General features: G+C 57.5%; 26 protein-coding genes. 17 read left to right on the forward strand and 9 right to left on the reverse strand.

All coding sequences use genetic code 11. The features are described 5' to 3' along the window. Nucleotides 1–24: 24 nt before the first annotated feature. A complete protein-coding gene (locus tag ACR0AU_RS10620) occupies nt 25–1,149 on the reverse strand; it encodes a beta-ketoacyl-ACP synthase III (RefSeq protein ID WP_170732994.1) in 1,125 nt (374 codons plus the stop codon). Nucleotides 1,150–1,303: 154 nt separating this feature from the next. On the opposite strand from ACR0AU_RS10620, the gene ACR0AU_RS10625 reads away from it, so the two are divergent. Genes ACR0AU_RS10625 through ACR0AU_RS10635 form a run of 3 tightly spaced genes read left to right on the forward strand, consistent with a single transcriptional unit; the run spans nt 1,304 to nt 5,857 of the window. Then, nucleotides 1,304–1,771, forward strand: a complete 468-nt coding sequence (locus tag ACR0AU_RS10625; protein ID WP_170420601.1) for a MarR family winged helix-turn-helix transcriptional regulator — start codon at nt 1,304–1,306, stop codon at nt 1,769–1,771. Then, nucleotides 1,768–2,805, forward strand: a complete 1,038-nt coding sequence (locus ACR0AU_RS10630; RefSeq protein ID WP_480795661.1) for an efflux RND transporter periplasmic adaptor subunit — start codon at nt 1,768–1,770, stop codon at nt 2,803–2,805. Before ACR0AU_RS10625 ends, ACR0AU_RS10630 begins: the two co-directional genes overlap by 4 nt. Nucleotides 2,806–2,815: 10 nt before the next feature. Continuing rightward, nucleotides 2,816–5,857 (forward strand): efflux RND transporter permease subunit, encoded by a 3,042-nt coding sequence (locus ACR0AU_RS10635; RefSeq protein WP_170625207.1) that lies wholly within the window; start codon nt 2,816–2,818, stop codon nt 5,855–5,857. On the opposite strand, the gene ACR0AU_RS10640 is transcribed toward ACR0AU_RS10635, so the two are convergent. Beyond that, nucleotides 5,858–6,268, reverse strand: a complete 411-nt coding sequence (locus tag ACR0AU_RS10640; RefSeq protein WP_170732993.1) for a VOC family protein — start codon at nt 6,266–6,268, stop codon at nt 5,858–5,860. Between the two features lie 102 nt (nt 6,269–6,370). Beyond that, entirely contained in the window at nt 6,371–9,715 is a 3,345-nt protein-coding gene (gene carB, locus ACR0AU_RS10645; protein WP_170401770.1) for a carbamoyl-phosphate synthase large subunit, read from the reverse strand. 177 nt (nt 9,716–9,892) lie between these two features. Between carB and ACR0AU_RS10650 the strand changes: the two genes are divergently transcribed. The 4 genes from ACR0AU_RS10650 to aspS all read left to right on the forward strand — a co-directional run bounded on the left by ACR0AU_RS10650 (nt 9,893) and on the right by aspS (nt 14,145). Then, nucleotides 9,893–11,020 (forward strand): aminodeoxychorismate synthase component I, encoded by a 1,128-nt coding sequence (locus ACR0AU_RS10650; RefSeq protein ID WP_480795743.1) that lies wholly within the window; start codon nt 9,893–9,895, stop codon nt 11,018–11,020. Then, nucleotides 10,975–11,622: an aminotransferase class IV family protein gene (locus tag ACR0AU_RS10655; protein WP_170564077.1), complete on the forward strand. Its 648-nt coding sequence runs from the start codon at nt 10,975–10,977 to the stop codon at nt 11,620–11,622. The genes ACR0AU_RS10650 and ACR0AU_RS10655 overlap by 46 nt, the downstream gene beginning before the upstream one ends. Continuing rightward, nucleotides 11,619–12,290 carry a type II CAAX endopeptidase family protein gene (locus ACR0AU_RS10660; protein WP_170732992.1) on the forward strand — a complete coding sequence of 224 codons (672 nt, stop codon included), beginning with the start codon at nt 11,619–11,621 and terminating at the stop codon, nt 12,288–12,290. Before ACR0AU_RS10655 ends, ACR0AU_RS10660 begins: the two co-directional genes overlap by 4 nt. A 79-nt stretch (nt 12,291–12,369) precedes the next feature. After that, nucleotides 12,370–14,145: an aspartate--tRNA ligase gene (aspS, locus tag ACR0AU_RS10665; RefSeq protein WP_480795662.1), complete on the forward strand. Its 1,776-nt coding sequence runs from the start codon at nt 12,370–12,372 to the stop codon at nt 14,143–14,145. A gap of 232 nt (nt 14,146–14,377) precedes the next feature. Here aspS and ACR0AU_RS10670 read toward each other — a convergent pair whose 3' ends face one another. After that, nucleotides 14,378–15,094, reverse strand: a complete 717-nt coding sequence (locus tag ACR0AU_RS10670) for a response regulator (protein WP_170609476.1) — start codon at nt 15,092–15,094, stop codon at nt 14,378–14,380. A 134-nt stretch (nt 15,095–15,228) separates the two neighbouring features. Between ACR0AU_RS10670 and mce the strand changes: the two genes are divergently transcribed. After that, nucleotides 15,229–15,633 carry a methylmalonyl-CoA epimerase gene (gene mce / locus ACR0AU_RS10675; RefSeq protein WP_010441821.1) on the forward strand — a complete coding sequence of 135 codons (405 nt, stop codon included), beginning with the start codon at nt 15,229–15,231 and terminating at the stop codon, nt 15,631–15,633. Nucleotides 15,634–15,638: 5 nt separating this feature from the next. After that, a complete protein-coding gene (locus tag ACR0AU_RS10680; RefSeq protein ID WP_170392343.1) occupies nt 15,639–15,914 on the forward strand; it encodes a DUF1467 family protein in 276 nt (91 codons plus the stop codon). 1 nt (nt 15,915) lies between these two features. On the opposite strand, the gene ACR0AU_RS10685 is transcribed toward ACR0AU_RS10680, so the two are convergent. The 3 genes from ACR0AU_RS10685 to ACR0AU_RS10695 all read right to left on the reverse strand — a co-directional run bounded on the left by ACR0AU_RS10685 (nt 15,916) and on the right by ACR0AU_RS10695 (nt 17,574). Then, on the reverse strand, nt 15,916–16,614 hold the full coding sequence (locus tag ACR0AU_RS10685; RefSeq protein WP_170732989.1) for an EI24 domain-containing protein: 699 nt from the start codon (nt 16,612–16,614) through the stop codon (nt 15,916–15,918). After that, entirely contained in the window at nt 16,611–17,189 is a 579-nt protein-coding gene (locus tag ACR0AU_RS10690; RefSeq protein ID WP_170512462.1) for a nitroreductase family protein, read from the reverse strand. The genes ACR0AU_RS10685 and ACR0AU_RS10690 overlap by 4 nt, the downstream gene beginning before the upstream one ends. 136 nt (nt 17,190–17,325) lie before the next feature. Next, nucleotides 17,326–17,574, reverse strand: coding sequence for a hypothetical protein (locus tag ACR0AU_RS10695; RefSeq protein WP_170392337.1), 249 nt, complete (start codon nt 17,572–17,574; stop codon nt 17,326–17,328). Nucleotides 17,575–17,695: 121 nt separating this feature from the next. On the opposite strand from ACR0AU_RS10695, the gene ACR0AU_RS10700 reads away from it, so the two are divergent. The 5 genes from ACR0AU_RS10700 (at nt 17,696) to ACR0AU_RS10720 (ending at nt 19,628) form a co-directional block, all read left to right on the forward strand. Beyond that, a complete protein-coding gene (locus ACR0AU_RS10700; RefSeq protein ID WP_170420619.1) occupies nt 17,696–18,397 on the forward strand; it encodes a M48 family metallopeptidase in 702 nt (233 codons plus the stop codon). After that, entirely contained in the window at nt 18,397–18,765 is a 369-nt protein-coding gene (locus tag ACR0AU_RS10705; protein ID WP_170392333.1) for a YigZ family protein, read from the forward strand. Before ACR0AU_RS10700 ends, ACR0AU_RS10705 begins: the two co-directional genes overlap by 1 nt. A 68-nt stretch (nt 18,766–18,833) precedes the next feature. Then, nucleotides 18,834–19,085: a DUF6455 family protein gene (locus tag ACR0AU_RS10710; protein ID WP_170401746.1), complete on the forward strand. Its 252-nt coding sequence runs from the start codon at nt 18,834–18,836 to the stop codon at nt 19,083–19,085. A 17-nt stretch (nt 19,086–19,102) separates the two neighbouring features. Further along, nucleotides 19,103–19,366 (forward strand): DUF6455 family protein, encoded by a 264-nt coding sequence (locus ACR0AU_RS10715; protein ID WP_480439149.1) that lies wholly within the window; start codon nt 19,103–19,105, stop codon nt 19,364–19,366. A 4-nt stretch (nt 19,367–19,370) separates the two neighbouring features. Continuing rightward, nucleotides 19,371–19,628, forward strand: coding sequence for a DUF6455 family protein (locus ACR0AU_RS10720; RefSeq protein ID WP_170420627.1), 258 nt, complete (start codon nt 19,371–19,373; stop codon nt 19,626–19,628). Between the two features lie 3 nt (nt 19,629–19,631). On the opposite strand, the gene ACR0AU_RS10725 is transcribed toward ACR0AU_RS10720, so the two are convergent. Then, nucleotides 19,632–19,874, reverse strand: coding sequence for a CDGSH iron-sulfur domain-containing protein (locus ACR0AU_RS10725; protein WP_170401738.1), 243 nt, complete (start codon nt 19,872–19,874; stop codon nt 19,632–19,634). Nucleotides 19,875–20,089: 215 nt separating this feature from the next. On the opposite strand from ACR0AU_RS10725, the gene ACR0AU_RS10730 reads away from it, so the two are divergent. Continuing rightward, the gene (locus tag ACR0AU_RS10730; RefSeq protein WP_255611743.1) at nt 20,090–20,278 is read left to right on the forward strand and encodes a hypothetical protein; all 189 of its coding nucleotides are present in this window, start codon (nt 20,090–20,092) and stop codon (nt 20,276–20,278) included. Between the two features lie 135 nt (nt 20,279–20,413). Continuing rightward, entirely contained in the window at nt 20,414–20,770 is a 357-nt protein-coding gene (locus ACR0AU_RS10735; protein ID WP_170420629.1) for a diacylglycerol kinase, read from the forward strand. 16 nt (nt 20,771–20,786) lie between these two features. Here the strand turns inward: ACR0AU_RS10735 and rimO are convergent, their stop codons facing one another. Beyond that, a complete protein-coding gene (gene rimO, locus ACR0AU_RS10740; RefSeq protein WP_480795663.1) occupies nt 20,787–22,184 on the reverse strand; it encodes a 30S ribosomal protein S12 methylthiotransferase RimO in 1,398 nt (465 codons plus the stop codon). Between the two features lie 93 nt (nt 22,185–22,277). On the opposite strand from rimO, the gene ACR0AU_RS10745 reads away from it, so the two are divergent. Further along, nucleotides 22,278–24,206, forward strand: coding sequence for an AsmA family protein (locus ACR0AU_RS10745; RefSeq protein ID WP_170732987.1), 1,929 nt, complete (start codon nt 22,278–22,280; stop codon nt 24,204–24,206). The last annotated feature ends 7 nt before the right edge of the window (nt 24,207–24,213 follow it).

The following is a 24,213-nucleotide window of genomic DNA, read 5'->3' on the forward strand; positions in this document are numbered from 1 at the left end:
CAGCAGCGCAGTTAAGGCGCGCGCTTATTGATGCCGTTTGACGATCACGGAACCCACCGAATACCCGGCTCCGAACGAGCAAATCAGGCCCACATCGCCCGCATCCAGATCATCGGAATGCTTTGAGAAGGCGATAATCGACCCGGCGGATGAGGTATTGGCGTAGTCTTGCAGAATGTTGGGTTGCTCACCCGGTTCTGGCTCACGCCGCAGAACCTTCTTACCGATGAAGTCGTTCATCGTCTTGTTGGCCTGATGCAGCCAGAGGCGTTTTAGATCATCACTACTGATGCCCTCTGTCTCCATGTGGTCGCTGATATGTTTGCTGACCATGGGCAGGACCTCTTTGAACACCTTGCGACCATTCTGCATGAACTGCATGTCGCGGCGATCCACCAGACCATCGGGGCGCGAACGGCGGAGGAAGCCGTTGTTGTTGCGGATATTGTTGGAAAAAGCAGTTGCGCACCGGGTCGATACTATCTCGAAATGTGGGCCTTGGGCGTCTTCGATCCGCTCGATCAGAGTAGCGGTCGCGACATCGCCAAATATGAAATGGCAATCCCGGTCGCGCCACTCAAGATGACCCGAGCAGATCTCGGGGTTGACGACCAGCGCCGCTCGGACCGAGCCCGAGCGCACCATATCCGCCGCCGCCTGAATGCCGAATGTGGCCGAGGAACAGGCCACGTTCATGTCAAACCCGAATCCGCTGATCCCCAATGCCTGCTGAATCTCGATGGCAATTGCAGGATAGGCACGTTCATGGTTCGAAGCGGCGCAGATCACCAAATCGACATCCTCGGCGCTGCGCCCCGCTTGTGCTAGCGCCTTAAGGCACGCATCCACCGCCATCTCGGTCATGATCCCAGGCTCGTCGTCGCTACGCTGGCGCAGCGCGGGATGCATGATCTCGGGGTTCAAAACACCGGTCTTGTCCATCACATACCGGTTTTCGATGCCTGATGCCTTCAGGATGAACTCTTCCGAGGAATGCTGCATCGGTTCCATGTCGCCCGCTGCAATCGCATCCGCGTTTTCGACGTTCATCCGGTCGGCATAGGCATTGAACGCTTCCACCAGTTCGGCGTTGGTTATGATGTTTTCTGGTGTATAGACACCGGTCCCGGTGATGGCAGGAGTGTACATGGCTGGCCCTGAGTTCATGATCTGCACAAAATGCAGTCCCTATTCGTATTGATCAAGATGTGTTGACCCAAGGGAATGCATCGCCCCTCGCTTCATAACTTGAATAGTTCAAAATTCGAAGTATATTTCGCCGCGACTCGCACGGAAAAGATTCATGTCAGACGATATCAGCATGCGGTTAGGACGCCTCAGCCCTGAGATTCAGGCGATGATGGGGGTCTACGCGCTTTATTGGAAACTGGAAGAGAGCTTTGACAGCATCGAAACAGACCTGAGCCATCAGGAATGCCACATGCTAATCAAGCTCGATGTGCCCAAACGTATGGGAGTGCTGGCCGCAGATATGTTGACAGTGCCGTCAACGATTACGGCGACCGCCGATGCACTTGAACTGGCGGGGCACCTGACCCGACAGCGTGATCCCGAAGACCGTCGCGCCTGGCTTTTGGTGCTGACCGAACAGGGCGAAGAGGCCCGCAATATGCTGGTGGCCGTGGCGGGTGAGCTTTTCCACAGCGCATCGGGTCTGAACACCGAAGAAACCGCCGAGTTCGCACGGCTGGCTCACAAAATCCGTGACAACATTCTGAAAACCGGAATTCCCGAGGGATTGACGAAATGAAACTCCTGACCTCTGTTTGCCTCGCACTGTCCTTGTTGACTGCGCCTGCCATGGCGCAAGAGCCCGCTAAGCCTGTGAAACTGATGCAGGTCAGCGAAACTTCACCCGGCTTTTCGCGCCAGTTCTTTGGGCGGATCGCCGCGCGCCAGACCGTTGATCTGGCGTTTCAGGTCGCGGGGCAGATCGTCGAGATGCCTGTGACCGAAGGTTTTGTGATCCCCAAGGGTGAACTGATTGCCCGTCTCGATCAGGAACCGTTCGAACTGCAGCGCGACCGGACGCGCTTGCAAAAAGATCAGGCGGATCGAACACTCGCCCGCCTGTCGCGTCTGCGTGGAACCGCAGCCAGCCAGGTTGCCGTCGATGATGCCGAAACAGCTGCGCAATTGGCTGCGATTGCTGTTCGAGATGCAGAATATGAACTGGAGCATGCGACGCTGACCGCTCCGTTCGACGCGCTGGTTTCAAGCCGTGCAGTTGAGGCGTTTACAACTGTTTCTGCGGGTACTCCGATCGTGCGGATTCACGATATGTCTGAACTGCGTATCGAGGTGGATGTGCCCGAAATCCTATTTCAGCGGTCCGGACAGCAGGACGACATCACGATTACTGCCAAGTTCCCTGTCAGCGACGAGATCTTTCCGCTGGAAATAAGGGAATTCGATGCTGAATCTTCAAGCGTGGGCCAGACCTTTCGCATCCAGTTCGGTTTGACACCGCCCGAGGGATTGCAGATTCTTCCCGGTTCATCCGTGACCGTCACCGTGCAGGTGCAGGATGAACGCACCGGGATCATCATCCCGCCAACGGCTGTAGTTGCTGATGCCAGCGGTGCGCTGGCCGTTATGGTCTTCTCGCCGGTTGGTGCCGACGAAGGCACCGTTCGCCGGGTTCCCGTAACGATTGAACCAACGCAGAGCGGCGATGTCCGCGTGCTCACCGGCCTGACCGATGGCGAAGAAATCGTCGTCGCGGGTGGGGGTGCATTGACCGATGGTCAAACCGTCCGCCGCTTTGTCGGCTTCTCGAACTGAGGGCGGTTTCATGAGCATCGCACGCGCTTCGATCGACCGGCCGCTTTATACGTGGCTGTTCATCTTGATTGCCTTGTTCGGCGGCATCTGGGGCTTCACGTCGCTGGGCCGCCTTGAAGACCCGGCCTTTACAATCAAACAGGCGGTGATCGCCACGCAATATCCCGGTGCGACTGCCGAACAGGTGGCGCTGGAGGTGTCAGAACCGTTGGAATCTGCCATTCAGCAGATGGGCGAGGTGGATGTCATCACCTCGGTCAACCAGCCGGGACAGTCGCTGATCGAGGTTGAGATTAAATCCACCTATGACGGCAGTGAGTTGCCCGACATCTGGACCCGTCTGCGCGCCAAGGTGCGCGATGCAGCACGCGGTCTGCCTTCGGGCGTGGGTGCGCCTTATGTGAATGACGGGTTCGGGGATGTGTTCGGCCTGTTCTATGCCGTTACGGCAGAAGGGTTTTCTGACGCCGAGAAGCACGAACTGGCGACCTTCCTTCGCCGCGAATTGCTGACGGTAAGCGGTGTTGCAGATGTCGAGGTTCAGGGCTTGCCGGATGAGGCGATCTTTATTGAGCCGGACCTGTCGATCTCGGTCAATCAGAACGTTCCGCTGCAGGCGATCAACGAAGCTATCGCAAACGCAGACTCGGTCAACGCTTCGGGTTCGCTGAGATCCAATAGTGACCGCACCACGATCTTGACGGCCGAGGGCTCGGACAGCGTGTCGGCGATCGCCGGCCTGTCGGTTGGATCGCAGGGGCAGGTGATCAATCTGTTTGATATGTCAGATGTCTATCGCGGGCGGCAGAATGATCCCGATATCATGATCCGATTCAACGGCGCTGAAGCTTTCACGCTGGGTATCGCTGGGCTGGCCACTGAAAACATCGTCGAAGTCGGGCAGCGTGCAGATGCCAAACTGGCCGAACTGGATTCCGAAATCCCCTTTGGTGTCGAAATCCTGCCCATCTATCAGCAGCATGTTGTTGTCGATGAGGCCTCGAACGCCTTCCTGCTGAACCTCGCCATGTCAGTCAGCATCGTTGTTGCGGTTCTGGGCATTTTCATGGGCTGGCGCGCCGCAATTGTCGTTGGGTCCACCTTGTTGCTGACCGTTGTGGGTACTTTGCTCTTCATGTCGATGTTCTCGATCGAGATGGAACGGATCTCGCTGGGCGCTCTGATCATCGCCATGGGGATGCTGGTCGACAACGCCATCGTGGTGGCCGAAGGAATGCAGATTTCGATGTTGCGGGGAAAATCCTCGCGCGATGCTGCGGAAGAGGTTGCGTCAAAAACGCAGATCCCACTTCTGGGCGCGACGGTGATCGGGATCATGGCTTTTGCCGGGATCGGGCTCAGTCCTGACGCGACCGGGGAGTTCCTGTTCTCGTTATTTGCCGTGATCGGCATTTCACTACTGCTGAGCTGGGTTCTGGCCATCACGGTGACACCTTTGCTTGGGCACTATTTCTTCAAGCAGGGCAAAGAGGGTGAGGTGGATGCCTATGGCGGCACCCTGTTCCGCGTCTACGGTGCAATCCTGAACTGGGCGCTTCGGTTCCGATGGCTGGTAGTGGCCGGGTTGATCGGGGTCACAGTCGTCTGTTTTGCGGGCTTTGGACTGATGAAACAGCAATTCTTCCCAAACTCGAACACGCCGTTGTTCTTCGTGCACTACAAGCTGCCACAAGGCACGCCGATCGCCCGCACGGCGGAAGATATGGCCGTATTCGAGGACTGGCTGGCCGAACGTGATGACGTCGTCTCGGTTGCCACATTCGTCGGGCAGGGTGCCACGCGGTTCATGTTGACCTACGCTGCCGAGAAGCCAAACCCAAGCTATGGACATATGATCATCCGCACCGAGGCTTTGGACGACATTCCTGCCTTGCAAGCCGATCTTGAGGAATTCGGTTCAGCCCAGTTCCCCGAAGGCGAGTTCCGAACCAAACGCCTGATTTTTGGTCCCGGTGGCGGCGATCCAATCCAGGCTCGGTTCTCGGGTAGTGATCCGGTTGTTCTGCGTCAACTGGCCGAAGAAGCGGTACAGCGCATGTCAGCCGCATCTCCGAATGCGCTGCATGTGCATCACGACTGGCGTGAGCAGGAATTGGCCGTGCAGCCGATCTATGCCACGGAGCGCGCCCAAACAGCAGGCGTATCGCGCGAAGACATTGCAGCTACGTTGCAGTTTTCGACCGATGGCATCACGGGCGGCGTTTTGCGCGAGCGCGACCGCCAGATCCCGATCATCTTGCGCCGCCCGGCGGATGGAGACTATTCGATCGTCGATCAGGTAGTTTACTCCGATCAGTCGGAACGTTTCGTTCCAATCGAGCAGATGGTGGATGGCTTCGACTACAAGGCGCTCAATACGTTGGTTCACCGCCGTGACCGGGTGTTGACCATCACGGTTGGAGCGGACATCCCCCCTGACATGACCGCCGCGCAGGTCCACTCCGAAGTACGCAGTGCCATTGAAGCGATGGAACTGCCGATCGGCTATCGTATGGAATGGGGGGGCGAGTTCGAGGATTCAGGCGACGCGCAGGCCAGCCTTGGGCGGCAGTTGCCACTGAGCTTGCTGATTATGGTGTTGATTTCCGTATTGCTGTTCAATGCAATCCGGCAACCGGTCATTATCTGGCTACTGGTCCCGATGTCCGTAAATGGCGTAGTTATCGGTCTGCTTGGAACAGGCCTGCCCTTCACCTTCACAGCGCTATTGGGGCTGTTAAGTCTGTCAGGGATGCTGATCAAGAACGGCATCGTACTGGTCGAAGAAATCGATCTGGTCCGCGCTACTGGTAAAGCCCTGCGTCCTGCGATTGTTGAAGCCTCTGTCTCGCGTCTGCGCCCGGTAATGTTGGCGGCGATCACGACGATTCTGGGGATGGCACCGCTTCTGACGGATGCGTTCTTTGTGTCCATGGCAGTCACGATCATGGGCGGTCTGGCCTTTGCCACGATCCTGACCATGGTTGCCGCACCTGTCTTCTACATGTTGTTTTTCAACCGTGAAGAAAAGCGACGTCTGGCTGCTGGTTGATCATCCGCCCGAATCCTCCTTTGGATCATAATGGTAATAAAAACAGGATAGCTTGTTGCCATCGGGGTCGCGCAGATAGGCCACATAGAATCCGGGCTCGTAATGGGGGCGGACACCAGGTTTGCCTTCATCTGCACCGCCGTTTTTCAAACCCGTGGCATGGAAACGCCGGACCTGATCGGCACTTCTGGCGGGAAAGGCGATCATCGTGCCATTGCCGGTACTGGCGGTGGCTCCGTCAAAAGGTTTGCAGATCCAAAACCCGGTGCCGCTGTCGGGGTCGGAACCCCATCCGGCCCAGCCATCAATCCAACCGGGCAGGCGCGGCTGGCCAAGAACCGCGAAGATCGCATCATAAAAGCGGATAGCCCGAGGCAGGTCGTTGCTTCCGTATGTAGTGTAGAGGTCCATGAGCACTCCTTCCCCGCCCATCATGTGGGCGATGGGCAATGAGGGGAAGAAAAAAGACCCCGGCCGAGGCCGGGGTCCATTCATTCATACCGTTGCCGGGGCTTAGCCCTGCAGCGATTTCACCTCAACATCGCCTTCGGCCTGCGCCTTGATCGCCAGCGCGGCGGCATAGCTTGCTGCGGCTGTGGTGTAATAGGGGATCTTGTCATACAGCGCGATCGACCGGATTGATCGGCTGTCTTCCACCGCCTGTGCGCCTTCGGTCGAGTTCATGACCAGCTGCACGCCGCCGTCCTTCATCAGGTCGGTCACATCCGGGCGGCCTTCGTACACTTTGTTGACCACGCCGCACGGCACACTTTCTTCAGTCAGCCAGGCTTGTGTGCCGCGGGTCGCAACAAGCTCAAAGCCTTGCTCAACCAGAACACGCGCTGCTTCGAGCATATCCGGCCCTTTGTCAGCATCCTTGATCGAGATAAACGCACGACCTGCGCTGGGCAGCACCATACCGGCCCCCATTTGTGCTTTCAGGAAAGCGCGCGGGAAGTCGCGATCCCAGCCCATGACCTCTCCGGTCGAACGCATTTCAGGGCCCAGGATGGTGTCAACGCCGGGGAAGCGGGCGAAAGGCAAAACGGCTTCTTTTACCGAGAACCACGGCATGTCGGGGTCGGCCAGCGTCATCTGGTCAGCGATTTTGGTGTCATCGACAGTTTTGTAAGGGGGGCGTTTCGGGAAATTCGCCAGTTTCTCACCGGCCATTACACGCGCAGCGATAGAGGCAATGGCGCTGTCAGTGGCTTTAGCCACAAAAGGCACGGTGCGGCTGGCACGAGGGTTGACCTCAATCAGGTAAATCTCGTCATCCTTGATGGCGAACTGCACGTTCATCAGGCCGACGACATTCAGCGCCTTGGCCAGCTTGAACGCCTGATCCTTAATCTGTTCGATGATCTCTTTCGACAGCGAATAAGGCGGCAGCGAACAGGCCGAGTCGCCCGAGTGCACGCCGGCCTCTTCGATGTGCTGCATGATGCCTGCAACATGCACGTCGTTACCGTCGCACAGCGCGTCCACGTCCAGTTCGACCGCACCGGCCAGATAGCTGTCCAGAAGAACCGGGCTGTCGCCGGATACCACTACGGCCTCATTGATGTAGCGGCGTAGCTGATCCATATCGCGCACGATTTCCATCGCGCGGCCGCCCAGAACATAGGAGGGGCGGATGACCAGCGGGAAGCCGATATCTTCGGCAATCTCCAGCGCCTTTTCGTCGGTCGAGGCGATGCCGTTCTTGGGCTGCTTCAGGCCCAGTTCATTGACCAGCGCCTGGAAACGCTCACGATCTTCGGCGAGGTCGATCGCGTCGGGCGTGGTACCGAGGATCGGGATACCTTCAGCCTCCAACGCATTGGCCAGTTTCAGCGGGGTCTGCCCGCCAAACTGAACGATCACTCCATGCAGCGTGCCGGCTTCCTGTTCCTTCGTAAGGATTTCCATGACGTGTTCGAAGGTCAGCGGCTCGAAATACAAACGGTCCGAGGTGTCATAGTCCGTTGAGACCGTCTCGGGGTTGCAGTTGACCATGATGGTCTCATATCCGGCTTCGGTCAGCGCGAAACAGGCGTGGCAGCAGCAGTAATCGAACTCGATGCCCTGGCCGATCCGGTTCGGACCACCACCAAGGATGACGACCTTTTTGCGGTCGCTTGGACGTGCCTCGCATTCGACCTCACCCATCATCGGGGCTTCGTAGGTCGAGTACATATAGGGGGTCTGCGCCTCGAACTCAGCCGCACAGGTGTCGATGCGTTTGAAGACGGCGTTCACACCCAGATTGCGGCGGGCGCGGCGGACGTTGTCTTCGTCACGGCCGGTGAGATTGCCCAGACGCGCGTCGGTGAATCCAAGCATTTTCAGTTTGCGGATACCGTCCTCGGTAACCGGCAGACCATCTTTGCGCACCTGACGCTCGGCCTCGATGATCTCGCGAATGCGGGCCAGGAACCACGGGTCGAACTTGGTGACGCCGAAAATCTCATCGTCGGTCAGGCCGTGACGCATGGCCTGCGCGATTGTGCGCAGACGATCGGGGGTCTGCTGGCTGATCGCCTTGATCACGGCGGCCTTGTCGTCGGCTTCTTCCCAGACTCCGACGTTCAGACCGGGGATTTCGATCTCATCAAAGCCTGTCAGACCCGACTCCATCGAGGCCAGAGCCTTTTGCATCGATTCGTGAATGGTGCGGCCGATGGACATGGCCTCACCCACCGACTTCATCGCGGTGGTCAGGTAGGGTTCGGAACCGGGGAATTTCTCAAAGGCAAATTTCGGGATCTTGGTGACAACATAGTCGATGGTCGGCTCGAACGAGGCCGGGGTGACCTTGGTGATGTCATTGTCTAGCTCGTCCAGCGTGTACCCAACGGCCAGTTTTGCGGCGATCTTGGCAATCGGGAAACCGGTCGCCTTCGAGGCCAGCGCAGAAGAGCGGGACACACGCGGGTTCATCTCGATCACGACCATACGACCATCAACCGGGTTGATCGCCCACTGCACATTTGACCCGCCGGTTTCCACGCCGATCTCGCGTAGCACCGCAATCGAGTGATTGCGCATGATCTGGTATTCTTTGTCGGTCAGCGTCAGGGCAGGGGCCACGGTGATCGAGTCACCGGTATGCACGCCCATGGGATCGACGTTTTCGATGGAACACACGATGATGGCGTTGTCAGCGGTGTCGCGCACCACCTCCATCTCGTATTCTTTCCACCCCAGAAGACTTTCATCGATCAGGATCTGACCGACGGGGGACGCATCCATACCCGAGCGGCAAATATGGATATAATCCTCGCGGTTATATGCGACACCGCCGCCGGTGCCGCCCAGCGTAAAGGCGGGGCGGATGATGGCGGGCAGACCAACTGTTTCGAGGGTTTCAAGCGCCAGTGCCACACCGGCGTCGAGATCTTTCTTGCCGTTCTCATCCTTGGGGGCCGTCACGATCTCGGCTTTGGGGTTTTCGATGCCCAACCTATCCATCGCCTCGCGGAACAGGGCGCGGTCTTCGGCCATTTCGATCGCGTCTCGCTTGGCGCCGATCATCTCGACGTTGAACTTATCCAGCACGCCCATCTCTTCCAGCGCCAGCGAGGTGTTCAGGCCGGTCTGTCCGCCCATAGTGGGCAGTAGGGCATCGGGGCGTTCTTTTTCGATGATCTTGGCGACAACTTCGGGCGTGATCGGCTCGATATAGGTCGCATCGGCTAGCCCCGGGTCGGTCATGATCGTTGCAGGGTTCGAGTTCACCAGAATGACCCGATAGCCTTCCTCGCGCAGCGCCTTACACGCCTGAGCGCCGGAATAGTCGAACTCGCAGGCCTGACCGATAACAATGGGGCCTGCCCCGATGATCATGATCGACTGGATGTCGGTTCTTCTCGGCATGGCTTGGCCCCTTCAATTGTCCGCGAGTCAGGGCACCGCCCCAGCGCCCAAATTGTCCTGCGTTATAGGGACCGCGCGAAAAGGTGCAAGAGGTATCGGAAACGGGTTTGAAATTGCCGCTTTCCCCTCTTTCCCTTGGCGCGCTATTCTCTATACCGCGCAGCACGGCAAATGAGGATGCAATTGCGTATTCGTTTCGATCAAGGACCAGCTGGGCGCGGAACCCGGTTTGAGCGTCCGTCCCGGATTATCCGCGCGGATAACGCGGCGGAGGTGCCCCAGGCTCTGGCGGCGCTGGATCAGGCGCGCGCGGATGGGGCCTGGCTGGCAGGGTACGCAAGTTATGAACTGGGCTACGTGCTGGAACCACGTCTGGCAGACCGGCTGCCAGAAGGACGACGCCTGCCACTACTGTGTTTCGGTGTGTTTGACGCACCGGATCGCGTTGGACTGCCAAAGGCGTCGGGCAGTGTCACTGCGTTTCAGCCCCGCTGGGACGAGGCGCGATATACGCAGGCCTTTCGTACAGTGCATGAGGCGATTGGTGCGGGTGACATTTATCAGGCAAATCTGACCTTCCCAATTGATCTCGATGTAACCGGAGACAGCGTCGCGCTTTATGCGGCGCTTGCGGCTGGTCAACCCGTCGGCCACGGCGCCTTGGTTGAGCAAGAGGGGCTGCCTGATCTGCTGAGCCGCTCGCCCGAACTGTTTTTCCGAACCGACGCCGAGGGCCGGATCGAAACGCGCCCGATGAAGGGAACTCAACCGCGCAGCGAGGACCCAGTCGAAGACGAGCGTCGACGCGCTTTCCTGTCTTCGGATGAAAAGAACCGGGCCGAAAATCTGATGATCGTCGATCTGCTGCGCAACGATATTAGCCGGGTCGCGCTGGCCGGATCGGTGAAAGTACCCGAGCTGTTCAAGGTTGAGACCTATGCGACTGTCCATCAGATGGTCTCGCTTGTGCAGGCGCAGTTACACCTTGGCGTAGGCCTTTCTGATATTCTGACCGCCTTGTTCCCGTGCGGATCAATCACCGGAGCGCCAAAGATTCGCGCGATGGAGATCCTGTCCGAACTGGAACCTTGGCCTCGCGATGTTTACTGCGGAACCATCGGTTGGGTGGCCCCGGACGGTCGGTCGGAATTCAACGTGGCCATCCGGACCCTCATGGTTGAAGGCGGCAAGGCGACCCTTAACGTAGGCGGCGGGCTGGTCTGGGACAGCACCGCGCCATCGGAATATGAGGAGGCGCTATGGAAAGCCCGCTTCGCCCACCAACTGAGCCTGATTTCCGTCTGATCGAAACTTTGGCCTACAGGCCGGGGCAGGGGTTCGTCAGGCTTGATCGTCATTTGGCCCGCATGGCGCACACAGCACAGAAGTTCGGCATTGATTTTGACCGAACCGCCGCTTGGACGATTTTGGATGCGAGTTTGGGTGAGATTGCATTGCGCTGCCGTTTGACCTTGGACGCGGATGGCAAATTTGAACTGACGTCCGGAGAATTGACTGCCAATCCGCCCGTCTGGCGTGTGGATTTGGCCAAACAGAGACTATCATCATCGGATATCTGGCTGGGTTACAAAACGACCCGACGGGCCGTCTATGACATGGCGCGGGCAGGCTTGCCGCTAAGAGTTGATGAGCTTTTGTTTTTGAACGAACGGGATGAGCTTTGCGAGGGCACTATCACGAACCTGTTCCTGACCATGCCCGACGGCAGACGACTTACGCCCTCACTGCGATGCGGATTGCTTCCCGGGGTTTTGCGCGAGGAATTGTTGGATAATAAAGAAGTTACCGAATCCGTTCTGACCTTGACCGATCTAAAAAACGCGCAATCTATCCACTGTGGAAATTCCCTTCGGGGGCTGATCCGTGCGGAGCTTGTGGCACCTTGAGCAAAAATACCGAATGGGTGGAGACCCCTGTTACCAACTCACGCCTCAGGATTGAGTTTGTGCTCTTCTTTGTGGCGGTTCCCATAGCCATCGCGACATTGTTCCCGCCAAACTGGATGTTCCCCTCGCTTTTTGCGTTTACCGGACTGGGCATACTGCTGCTGCAGGATACGCCCGGTTTTTCCTGGGCAGAGCTTCGGTATGGCTGGCGAAACTGGTCGTGGACCGAAGTCTTTGCATTTACCCTGTTCATGGCTGCCTTCTGTTCCGCCCTGGTGCTGTGGGCGCGACCGGATGCAGCCTTTGTTTTGCTGCTGCATCGGCCAGAGATGTTGATATTCATCTGTATCGGCTACCCGTTGTTATCCGCTCTGCCACAAGAGCTGCTTTTCCGCTCTCTCTTTTTCCGACGCTATCACGCGATCCTACCTGAAGGGCGGGTCGCATACCTTTTGAACGCCGGCCTGTTTTCGCTTGCGCACCTCATGTACTGGAGCTGGGTCGTTGCCATCATGACTTTCGTCGGAGGCCTCCTGTTCACTTGGGCCTACCGCAAGCGCGGATCATTCTTTTATGCAGTTCTTCTGCACGCAATTGCCGGTAATATTATCTTTGCGGCAGGGCTGGGCGTCTATTTCTACTCGGGCAACGTGCAAAGGCCGTTTTGACGGCGCGACCCGCCTTGACTTTCCAAGCCTGACGGGGTGTATCGGCGCGACGAATTCTGCGCCCGAAGGGATATGATCCATGCACGCCTATCGCAGCCACACCTGCGCCGCTCTGACCGCCGCCAATGTCGGTGAAACCGTCCGCCTGTCCGGTTGGGTGCATCGTGTCCGAGATCACGGCGGCGTACTGTTCATCGACCTGCGCGACCATTTCGGTGTGACCCAGGTTTTGTGCGACGGCGATAGTGCGGCATTTGCTGAACTGGAAAAGGTACGGTCCGAGTGGTGCATCCGCATCGACGGCACTGTCAAAGCCCGCGACGCTGATCTCATTAACCCGAAATTGCCGACAGGCGAGATCGAGGTTTATGTGCGTGAGCTGGAGGTTCTTGGTGCTGCCGACGAATTGCCGTTGATGGTGTTCGGCGATCAGGAATACCCCGAGGAAACACGTCTGCGCTATCGCTACCTCGACCTAAGACGCGAGGCGATGCAGCAAAACATGACCCTTCGCTCGGACGTTGTCGCATCTATGCGCCGCCGGATGTGGGATCAGGGATTCCGTGAATATCAGACACCGATCATTACCGCATCGTCGCCCGAAGGCGCACGCGACTTTCTGGTCCCCTCGCGACTACATCCGGGCAAGTTCTACGCCCTACCGCAGGCCCCGCAGCAATTCAAACAGCTGATCATGGTGTCGGGCTTCGACAAGTATTTCCAGATTGCACCCTGCTTCCGCGATGAAGACCCGCGTGCAGACCGATCGCCCACCGATTTCTATCAACTCGATCTAGAGATGTCGTTTGTCGAGCAGCAGGATGTGTTCGACACCATCCAGCCCGTGCTGACTGGTGTGTTCGAAGAGTTCGGGGGCGGGCGCAAGGTCGATCAGGAGTGGCCGCAGATTTCCTACAAGGACTCAGCCCTGTGGTACGGCACCGACAAGCCTGACCTGCGGAACCCCATTAAGATGCAAGTGGTCTCTGACCACTTCCGCGGTTCTGGCTTCGCGATTTTCGCGAAACTGTTGGAGCAGGAAGGCTCCGAAATCCGCGCTATCCCAGCGCCGAGCGGTGGCAGCCGCAAATTCTGTGACCGTATGAACGCATTTGCCCAGAAAGAAGGTCTGCCCGGTATGGGTTACATTTTCTGGCGTGATCAGGGCGAGGGTATGGAGGCCGCAGGTCCACTGGCCAAGAACATCGGCCCCGAACGCACCGAGGCGATCCGTCAGCAATTGGGTCTGGGCGTCGGTGATGCCGCGTTCTTCCTGGGTGGTAAGCCAAAAGCCTTCGAAAAGGTCGCTGGTAAAGCGCGTGATGTGATCGGCGAAGAACTTGGCCTCACCGAGAAAGACCGCTTTGCCTTTGCCTGGATCGTCGATTTCCCGATCTACGAGCAGGACGAAGAAACCGGTGCGATTGATTTCGAACACAACCCCTTCTCGATGCCGCAGGGGGGAATGGAGGCGCTGCAGGGCAATCCTCTGGACGTACGCGGGTATCAGTATGACCTGGCCTGCAACGGCTACGAGCTGGTGTCAGGTGCGATCCGGAATCATAAGCCTGAGATTATGTTGAAGGCCTTTGAACTGGCAGGGTACGGCGAAGACGAAGTCAAATCCCGCTTTGGCGCCTTGTTTAACGCCTTCCACTACGGCGCCCCGCCGCACGGCGGCTGTGCCGCAGGTATCGACCGGATCGTGATGCTATTGGCGGATGAGGCTAATATCCGCGAAGTCATGATGTTCCCGATGAACCAGCGCGCTGAAGACCTGATGATGGACGCGCCATCCGATCCGACCTCGGATCAGTTGATGGAACTGGGTCTCAGGATCATCCCGCAAGACTAAATCTAGCCGCCCGCCCTGAGCGGGCGGTTTACGTTTGGGGCAGTGCAAAACAATCGGTGTATTCGCCGCGCCACGCAAATCTGAGTTGCGTGGTGGGCTTAAAACAAGCTCAGCTCAATCCAGTGGATTTGCGGCATCCCGACGATTGCGGATGCTCTTGGCCGTCTCTCGTGTCAGGCGATAGACCCAGATGCAAAGAATCGATGCGGTAATAAAGTAAGCGGTCAGCATCTCAGATCGCCTCTTGCCGTTCGAGCCGATTCTGAACCAGACCCGCAATCCGTGCAGCCTGGGCGGTGACCGGTGTCCCCTGCGCACGAGATTGGGCGAGGTCCCGGGCTGCTTCGGCAAGCACAGTATCTTCGGCGTCTCGCGCAACGCTTTGCAGGAATTGTACCGCATAATCCAATGCGCGCTGATCAGTGGGGCCGGTAAGCACGTCGGCGATATGGGCCATGTCGTCCCGATAAGCCAGCGGATCGGGCTGAACGATATTATCCCTGACGAAATCCAGACCTACTGGGCGGCGATCTTCGGGCAGAAGTTCAAGTATCGAGGTCTGGAAATAAGCGACCGAGGTCAGGGGTTTGGCCAGAAACCCATCTGCACCTGCGCGTCTGGCGATAACCTGCATGCTGTCATCGCCAGACAGCCCGAGAATGACACCGATGCGGGGTACAGCATGGGTCATTTCGGCTATCAGGTCAGCGCCGGACCCGTCTGGAAGACCCATATCGACGATCAGGACCGAGGGACGATAGATTTGCAGATGGCGCCGCGCTGATTTCAGACAATCCGCACGACGGATACGCGCACCGCTATGCAAGCACATCAATCGTATTGCATCGCATGCATAGCGGCTGTCTTCGACCACAAGGATTGTTTGGCCCAGCAGCGGTCGCATCTTGGTGGCCAGCGCTGGAGAGGCGAAAGGTCCCGAATCGTCCATGGCAGAACTCCTGTTTAGCAGATGCCTCACGCTAGGAACTTCTGGCTAATACAGGGTTAACGACGATTTGGCGCACTTGTCCTTTGGGTATACTGCCCCCATAACCGCTGCAACGCAGAAGGAAGGAGAGTCCCATGATTGGTCGCCTTAACCACGTAGCCATTGCTGTTCCCGACCTGGAGGCCGCATCGGCCCAGTATCGCAATGCGCTTGGCGCCAAAGTCGGCGCTCCACAGGATGAGCCGGATCATGGGGTCACCGTGGTCTTTATTGAACTACCCAACACCAAGATCGAATTGCTGTATCCGCTGGGTGAGAACAGCCCGATCAACGGGTTTCTGGAAAAGAACCCATCAGGCGGCATCCACCATGTCTGCTATGAGGTCGAGGATATCATCGCGGCCCGCGATCATCTGAAAGAGACCGGTGCGCGCGTTCTGGGATCGGGTGAACCCAAGATCGGAGCGCATGGCAAACCGGTGTTGTTCCTGCACCCGAAGGATTTCAACGGATGCCTCGTTGAGCTGGAGCAGGTCTGAAGTCGATGACCATTACCGCCGCTCTGGTTCTTTTCGCTGTAATTTGGTTTCTGACCTTGCTGATTGTTCTGCCTGTGCGCATCAAAACGCAGGGGGATCTGGGGGATATTGTTCCGGGCACTCATGCAGGTGCGCCGGAAGTCCATCACATGAAGAAGAAGCTGTGGATTACCACCGGGATATCGGTCGTGCTGTGGGCGATCATTGCAGGCATCATTATCTCCGGCGTAATCAGCGTGCGCGATTTCGATTGGCTGAACCAACTGGAACCGCGCGAGTAGCTCAGGTTTGGCTACCCGACAGACCGTGATAAATGTGCGTGAAGGTCGCCGCTCCTAGGATCGGGATCAACAGGTTGACCAATGGCACAGAGAGCGGGACCGCCATAAGAATACCGGCGACCCAAATGGTTGTCGCGTGCTTTGCGCGCAGCTTTCGCGCCCCCTCGCGCCCCAGTCGGCGCATCGCAGCCAGGGTGAAATATTCTCTCCCCAGAAGAAACCCGTTCATACCCCAAAAGATAAACAACGCGAATGGCGTGAAGAGTGCATAGAGGATCAATGCCAACAGGTTGGCAACGATCAGTACACCCAGAAAACTGAGCGTATCCCTTAGCGCATCGCCAAAGGGGATGCGCTGAGCCGGCGGCAGACCGGGGTAATGCTTATCCTCAACCGCCTGTGCGACCTCATCCAGAAACATCGAGGTGATGGCTGACGCAACGGGGACCATCAGAAACACCGACAGCACCATCATCAGCAGGAATGATGACACGCTGAGCAGGTCGTTCAGCCATGTCACCTCACCCAGTATTGGCAAGGTGGCCTGATCGCCGACCAGCGCGTTGATCAGCCACAAAAAGCCGGCATAGGCAGCCACCAACAACGCGAATGTCAGGCCAACACCCAACAGAAGTACCTTGCGGAATCTTGGGTCGCCGATCTGTCCCAGCGCCTGTAGAAACGACTGGATGATGATCATTCGGAAACCCATTGGGTTAGTGCCGCCACATTGGGGCGCGGTCGTTCGGGCGGGGTCGTACCTTCGGTTGCGATATGGATAAAGCCTGCAATCTTCTCGTTTTCGGCCAAGCCAAGCCCCTGTTCGCAAAACTCGCGATCATGCGATTGCCAGCCGGACAACCAATTGGCCCCCCAACCTGCGGCCAGCGCTGCGTTCAGCAGAGCCAGACATACCGCACCCGCTGAATAGGTCTGTTCAATTGCCGGTATCTTGTCAGAAGGTTTCTGCACCTCAATAACAGCAACCGCCAAATGGCCCATTTCGAATTGGCTGCGCGCCTTGGCGATATCTTCGGGCGATTTTCCCAAGGCGAGACCACAAGTTTCTGTAAGATCTGCAAGGCGTTGCATGGCCCCATGCTCGACAACAACAAAACGCCAGGGTTCCAGCTTTCCATGGTCCGGGCTGCGCGCTGCAGCAGTCAGCAGCGGCCTCAGCTCTTCCCGGGTCGGGGCCGGGGATACTAGCGTTTTGGCCGGACGAGACCGGCGCGCGTGCAGAAAATCCAGCGCAGCTTGGTTCTTCAGGGTCATATGTTAACTTCCTTCACATGGCAGTCTGTATGTCGGAGGCATACTGTTCTCTTTCAAGGGCAAACTGCTCATCAAAAGGCGACAAATTCAATCTGAATTGCTGCTTGTGATCAGACGCAAGATCCAAAAGGAACCACTAGTCTTTGGTGCTCTCGGACTCACGTATCTGATAAACGCCCTCGGGCAAATCCAGCGCAGCGGCCAGATCGCGTACCTGCTCTGGTGACAGGGTAATCTTCTGAATCTGATCGGTCCGCGGGTCCAACTGCTCGAGCGTGACGCATTCAGCGAAGTTGTTGATGACGACATCCTCTTGCAAAGGCTTTGCGCCTTCGTCCACCAGCGTAATCACCGTCGAGTCGAATTCGTGTTCAATTGAAAACATATGTGCAGAGTGCAGGGCATAAGATCGCAATGCAACCCGTTGCAAGCTGTAATCGGCTGTGGCCCGGCCTTAAATGCCGCGCTATGCTTGTCTGCCGACAGAGTGACCGAAAGGAATGTGAATGCGCCGTCTTGCCCTGTTGCTGGTGATGCTGTTGGCGGCTTGCGATATGTCGCCTGTTATCGCGATCCCGGCCGATCAATGGCAGCCATCGTCATCAGAACAAAAGGACAGGGCGCGCGTATTCGAGCAGGTCAGCCGGGCTGTCGGAACGACCGCAAGCCGGGAATGCCGCCGCCAATCGAGGACTGCCAATTGTGATTTTGTGATTTTGGTTGATCTCTCGTCAAAGGCCCCAGCGAATGCGTTTCAGACCTTGGACAAGGATGGGCGGCCGCTAGTCGTTTTTACACAGCCGATGATCGATGCAACGCAGAACGCGGACGAGATGGCCTTTGTCATGAGCCATGAGGCCGCCCACCATATTTTGGGTCACATCGCCCGGCAGGCGCAGAACGCCAAAGAGAGCGCGCGGATATTCGGTGAACTCGCGCGCAATCAGGGCGCGGACGATGCAGGGATTGAGCGCGCACAGGCGCTGGGTGCTGAGGTCGGGGTGCAGAACTACACGCGTGAGTTCGAATTGGAAGCGGATCGTCTGGGGACACAGATCACTTACGCGGCGGGGTATAACCCGCTGGCCGGGATGGCTTTCTTCCAACGCATTCCTGATCCGGGTGATCGTTTCCTTGCCACGCACCCTCCCAATGCCCAGCGGGTCGAAGTTGTGTTGCAAACGGCGCGGGAACTGGGATTACGATAATGGTCAACTTAACCCGATTGGGTGTCGTTCTCAGTGATCGCGGGTCGAAATATGCTGTGACCGGCGCGGGGGTCACCAGTCGTGCTGATGTCGATGCGGTACTGGCGGAACTGAAATCCGACAAGGCATATGCGAAGGCAACTCACAACACTTGGGCGGCCATCTTGCCAAACGGTGCGCTCAAGGCTGATGACGGAGAGTCTGGCGCGGCAATGGTCATTTTGCGGATGATGGAGCGGGCCGAGCTGACGGATCACGTAATCATCGTGACACGCTGGTACGGTGGCAAGAAGCTGGGCGGGGACCGCTTTCGCCGCGTGCAGGACGCCACGCGGGCCTATCTGGACCAGCTGGCAACCGGGCATTGACCTGAGTCAAGGGCACTGTGCGGGGCATGCGTTACTCTTTCCATAGAGTGAATGGAAAAGGAAACCGCATGTCTGATCGTGAAACGCTGCGACGTCACGCCGACCTTGTAGATCGGATGGCCACGACGCTGGGCGTAGATTTGCAAGAAGTTGCCATCAAAGGGGCCTTACAGTTCGACGAAATCTCGGACGCGGTATTGCGGTGCACGGAATGCCCGAATCCGGGCCATTGCAAGGCGTTTCTGGCCAAGAACCTGACAGCGCCCGACACACCTGAATACTGCCGCAATCACGAGCTGCTGAACAGGCTCAAGCCGTAACGCCAAAGGGGGGTACCGTGCCACGACTTGGACGGATCATGACCCATCTTCGTCTTGTATTGCGAATGGCACAGGCGACGGGAACCGACCTTGCCACCGCACATCGCGACGGGCACCTGAGCCAACAGGAATGGGCAGATATGGTTCAGCTCTGCCGCGGGTGCGAATGGGCGCGGGCATGCCCAGACTGGTTGAACGAGAACGAAACGGCGGAAAGCGCGCCCTGCACCTGCCCAAACCGGCACAGGTTCGCCACCTTGAGGGTCAGCAAGCAAAGGTGATCAAATGGATCGAACATCTCTGGGCGAGATCGAAAAACACTTTTGGCTGACACGCTCGGTCGCGCGATCCTTAGGGATTTCTCTGACCGAAGCAATGGCCGAAGGGAAACTGACACCTGCCGACTACGCTCAGCTGGTGACCCGATGCCGGGGCGCAATATGCGACGAACGTTGTCAGATATGGCTTGCCGCACAACAAGGACTGGCTGGGGAAGCGCCTGATTTTTGTGCCAATGCTCAGGTTTTGAACGACTTGACCTGACCTTCAGAGCTTATTGTGCGTTCCGTCGCATAACGGCGGGTTGGCGCAATGCTTGCAGCCACAGAAGAAGACCTTCTTGCTGGCATCAGCAGTATATTTTACGGGTTCAAACGACGTATCTTTGTGCGAACCATCGCAAAACGGTTGCCGCTTGGATTTGCCACAGGCGCACCAGAAATAGGTTTTTCCTTCGGTCACTTCGACCGGATAGGGCGATTTCTGGGCGATGATCGGGGCGTCTGACATGTGGCTACTCCGTCTTTGGCTGATGTCGAAGTCAAAGTTTAGGGCTCTTTGTCAAAAAAGGTAGACTGCGAATGAAAACCCGCCTTCCAGCGTGGTTTCGCCTTTATTCACGAATGCGTTATCGATTCGGTTGCCATATGAAATTCTTGGTCCTATTCTGATACCGGCCCCGAAAAACTGGGCAATATCAGAAAAGTAATAGAGGATTGATGGACATGAAACTGAAATTTGCTGCTATCTGCGCCACGGCCGTTGTATTGACTGCGTGCTCGCAGCAAGAGGAACCGACCCCGGTTTACATCCAGCCCGACTATGACAAGTTTGGTACACCCAGTTGCTCGGCAGGCTATGAACTGGCCACAACCGAAGCAGGCCAGACCGTATGTAACCCGGTCACCCAATAAGTATTAAGCAGGCGGTTCTGATCGCAGGGCCGCCTGCACACCTTTAAAAAGAACACCGCCCTCGAGGCGGTTTTTTCTTGCCTTTCTGCTGTGGGTCGCGGACGTCTTCTTGCAGGACGACTGATCGGAAACCCCATGCGCAAATTCTTTGACCACCTAAAGGATCGTACCCGCTGGAGCTGGCAGGGCCTGGCTGCAACCTGGCGGCAAGAGTATTCGTTTCGTGGGTGGGTTTGGGCCAACCTGATTTCGGCTTTATTGGCGCTTGCACTCCCTCTAGGTACGGCAGAACGGGCGCTGATCCTTGCTTTGGGCATTCTGGTCTTGGTGGCCGAGTTATTTAATACGGCCATCGAGCGTGCCGTCGATCACACCTCGACCGAGCACCACGCGTTGGCGGGGCAAGCCAAGGATGCAGCAAGTGCAGCGGTGGCGTTGTCTGCAGTCGCTGCCGGAGTGGCGTGGATCGTGATTTTGATCGGCTTGTTCTAGGGACAGACGCCTTTCGTTACGCCGAGGGGTGCAAACGCCCCCACAAGTCGTATTCTCCGGCTTCATCTACCTCGACCGTGACGATATCCCCGGGTTTCAGGCCTTCGAAGCCTTCGTCGATAAACAAGTTGCCATCGATTTCTGGAGCATCGGCCTTAGTGCGGCAGGTCGCGGCCTCTTCATCCACCTCGTCTACGATGACATCGAGTTTTTGGCCAACCTTTGCTGCCAGCTTGGCCTCAGAAATGGCCTGAGCTTTCTCCATGAAACGCTCCCATCGCTCTTGCTTGACCTCGGCCGGGACGTGATCCGGCAGGTCGTTCGAGCGGGCGCCATCGACATTTTCGTACTGGAAACAGCCGACACGATCCAACTGCGCTTCGTCCATCCAGTCCAGGAGCGTCTGGAACTCTGCCTCGGTTTCTCCGGGGTAGCCGACGATAAAGGTTGATCGCAAAGTGATATCAGGACAAATAGCGCGCCAGTTGGCAATCTCGTCCAGAGTTTTTGCCCCGGCGGCAGGGCGGGCCATGCGTTTCAGAACATCGGGATGCGCATGTTGGAATGGAATGTCGAGATACGGCAGCACATTGCTACCCGAATCTGCCATCAGCGGAATCAAATCGCGCACATGGGGGTAGGGATAGACGTAATGAAGCCTGACCCACGCATCGAACTGGCCCAGTTCACGCGCCAGATCGGTGATATGGCTGCGCACCTCCCGATCTTTCCATGGGTTCACGTCATACTTACGATCCAGCCCATAGGCCGAGGTATCCTGTGAGATCACAAGCAGTTCGCGCACGCCGCTGTCGACCAGTTTCTCGGCCTCGCGCAGCACTGCATGGGCCGGGCGGCTTGCGAGTTTACCGCGCATGTCGGGGATGATGCAAAACTTGCACTTATGATTACAGCCCTCGGAAATCTTGAGATAGCTATAGTGGCGCGGGGTAAGTTTGACGCCCGAAGCGGGCAGCAGATCGACATAAGGGTTTGGGTCGGGTGGTACGGCTGCATGTACTGCGTCCAGCACCCGTTCGTACTGATGCGGTCCTGTAACCGCCAGAATGCGCGGATGGTGTTCCCGGATGTAGTCAGGCTCAGCCCCCAAACAGCCGGTCACAATGACCTTGCCGTTTTCAACCAATGCCTCGCCAATTGCGTCCAGCGACTCGGCCTTGGCGCTGTCCAGAAACCCGCAGGTATTCACAATAACGGCATCAGCACCCGTGTAGTCCGGCGAAATACCGTACCCCTCGGCCCGCAACCGGGTCAGGATACGTTCGCTGTCAACCAGCGCTTTTGGACAACCCAGCGACACCATTCCAAGGGTCGGTTGGCCACGGCGGGGCGTCTCGGCGATCCGGGCCTCTGGGGCTAGATCGGGGCGGAGGTTCGGTGGGTTCGTGCTCATGGCCGGGCATATAGAGGGGAAAGCTTCCCCTTGCAAATCCCGCCCGCTCGGGGCTGACTTGAAACAGAGCAGAAAGGCCGGAAAGGCAGACCCATGAAGTGGCTCATTCGTTTTCTATTTCTCATAGTTGCAGCCTTCGGGCTGGTCATTGGTGCCTTGCTGCTGATGCCAGGCGAAAAACTGGCGACAATACTTGCTGAACAAGTCAAGGCGCAAACAGGCCGCGATCTCGAGTTGACCGGTGACGTCAAACTGTCATTTTGGCCGGTATTGGGGATGGAAACCGGCCCTGTGACATTTGGCAATGCGCCTTGGGCCGGGCCGGAACCGATGCTTAGCGCCCAAAGCCTCGCGGTTGGGGTCGATGCCTCGGCGTTGTTGTCTGGGAATATCCGGATCAAACGGGTGTTGGCCGATAGCCCGGTTCTACGCCTTGAACGCGCCGATGGGCGCGGCAACTGGGAGCTGCATCAGCCAGGTAACTCCTCGCAAACGGGCGCTACGGCGCAAGCCGTTGAAAGCCGACCCATCACGCTCGAGCGGTTGGAACTGACCAATGCGCGCCTAATCTATCTTGAGAATGGCGCGGTTAGTATGGATTTTGCCGATGTCGATCTTTCGGCCCGCTGGCCTGACGTAACGGCCCCAATGGAAATGCAAGCCAGTATGTCCGTCCCCGGCGGCAGCGTCGCAGTGGACCTTACCATCCCCGACTTGCCCGCATTTTCCAGCGGCGCTGTCACGCCGTTGCAGCTGAGCCTAACCGCGCCTGGCGGAGATATTCAGTTCTCGGGCCGGGTGAATCTGGCCGGCGAAATGGATGGCAAGACGACGGTCACGGCCAAGGACACCCAAAGGATGCTGGCCGCGTTTGGTCACGGAGGAGTCACCGTTCCGGAGGGACTAGGACAGGTCGCGAGCGTATCCGGGCAGATGACCTATACCCGGGACGGGCGGATTTCATTGCGCAACATGATCGCGGTTCTGGATCAAAACCGGCTTGAGGGCGAAGCTGATATCCAGATTTCAAATCCGCCCCAGATGTCTGCGCGTCTGAACGCAGGTGATCTCGACTTATCGAAGGTAAGCGGAGGCAACTCTTCTGACGGCACCTCAGATACGGAAGGGTGGTCAAAAGCCCCAATTGATGCGTCGTTTCTGGCGCTGGCAAATGGCAAGATCCGCTTGCAAGCCACCTCGATTGCGGTTCCGGGTATGACCTTTGGGAAAAGTGATCTGACACTCAGCCTTGATCGGTCGCGGGCTGTATTGCAGATGCACCCGGCCTCGCTGTTCTCGGGGCAATTGAACGGCCAGGTGGTCGCCAATAATCGCAACGGTCTGTCGGTTGGTGGAAATCTGAAAGCCGCCAATATCGATATCAACGAAGCGCTCGAAACGCTTGGGGATATCAAACGGCTTTCGGGCACCGGTTCAGGCAATCTTGAATTTCTGGGCGTCGGACAGAGCGAAGATCAGATCATGCGATCGCTCAGCGGCAAAGGAGATATCGAGGTCGGGCGGGGCGTTATCTCGGGGCTGGATCTTGACCGCCTTATGGGGCGGGGAAAGGGATCGGGTGGTACGACCGTATTCAACAGCCTTACGGCCAGCTTTACGATGAAGAATGGCGACTTGACCAACAAGGACCTGTTGATGCAGCTGGATAATTTCCGGGCGGACGGTACGGGCCGCATTGGCTTAGGAGCTCGCGATATCGATTATCTGTTCACACCAGTCGCCCTGCGCGCCAACTCAGGGCAGGGGATATCGGTACCCGTCCGAATTAAAGGTCCGTGGAGCGACCCGTCGATCAAGCCGGACCTTACCAAAGTCATTGAGGCGGCAGCCGAAGGCAAAGTCAAAGAACTGGAAGACGACGCAAAGAAGAAGGTTTTGGAAAAGGTTGGTAAAGAACTGGATACCACGGTGACGGATTCCGGTCACATCGAAGACGCGCTGAAGAACAAGCTTGAGGATGAGGCCAAGAAAGGCCTGCTCAAGCTGTTTGGCGGGGATTGATCTGAGC

Source organism: Ruegeria sp. CG1 (assembly GCF_056537265.1).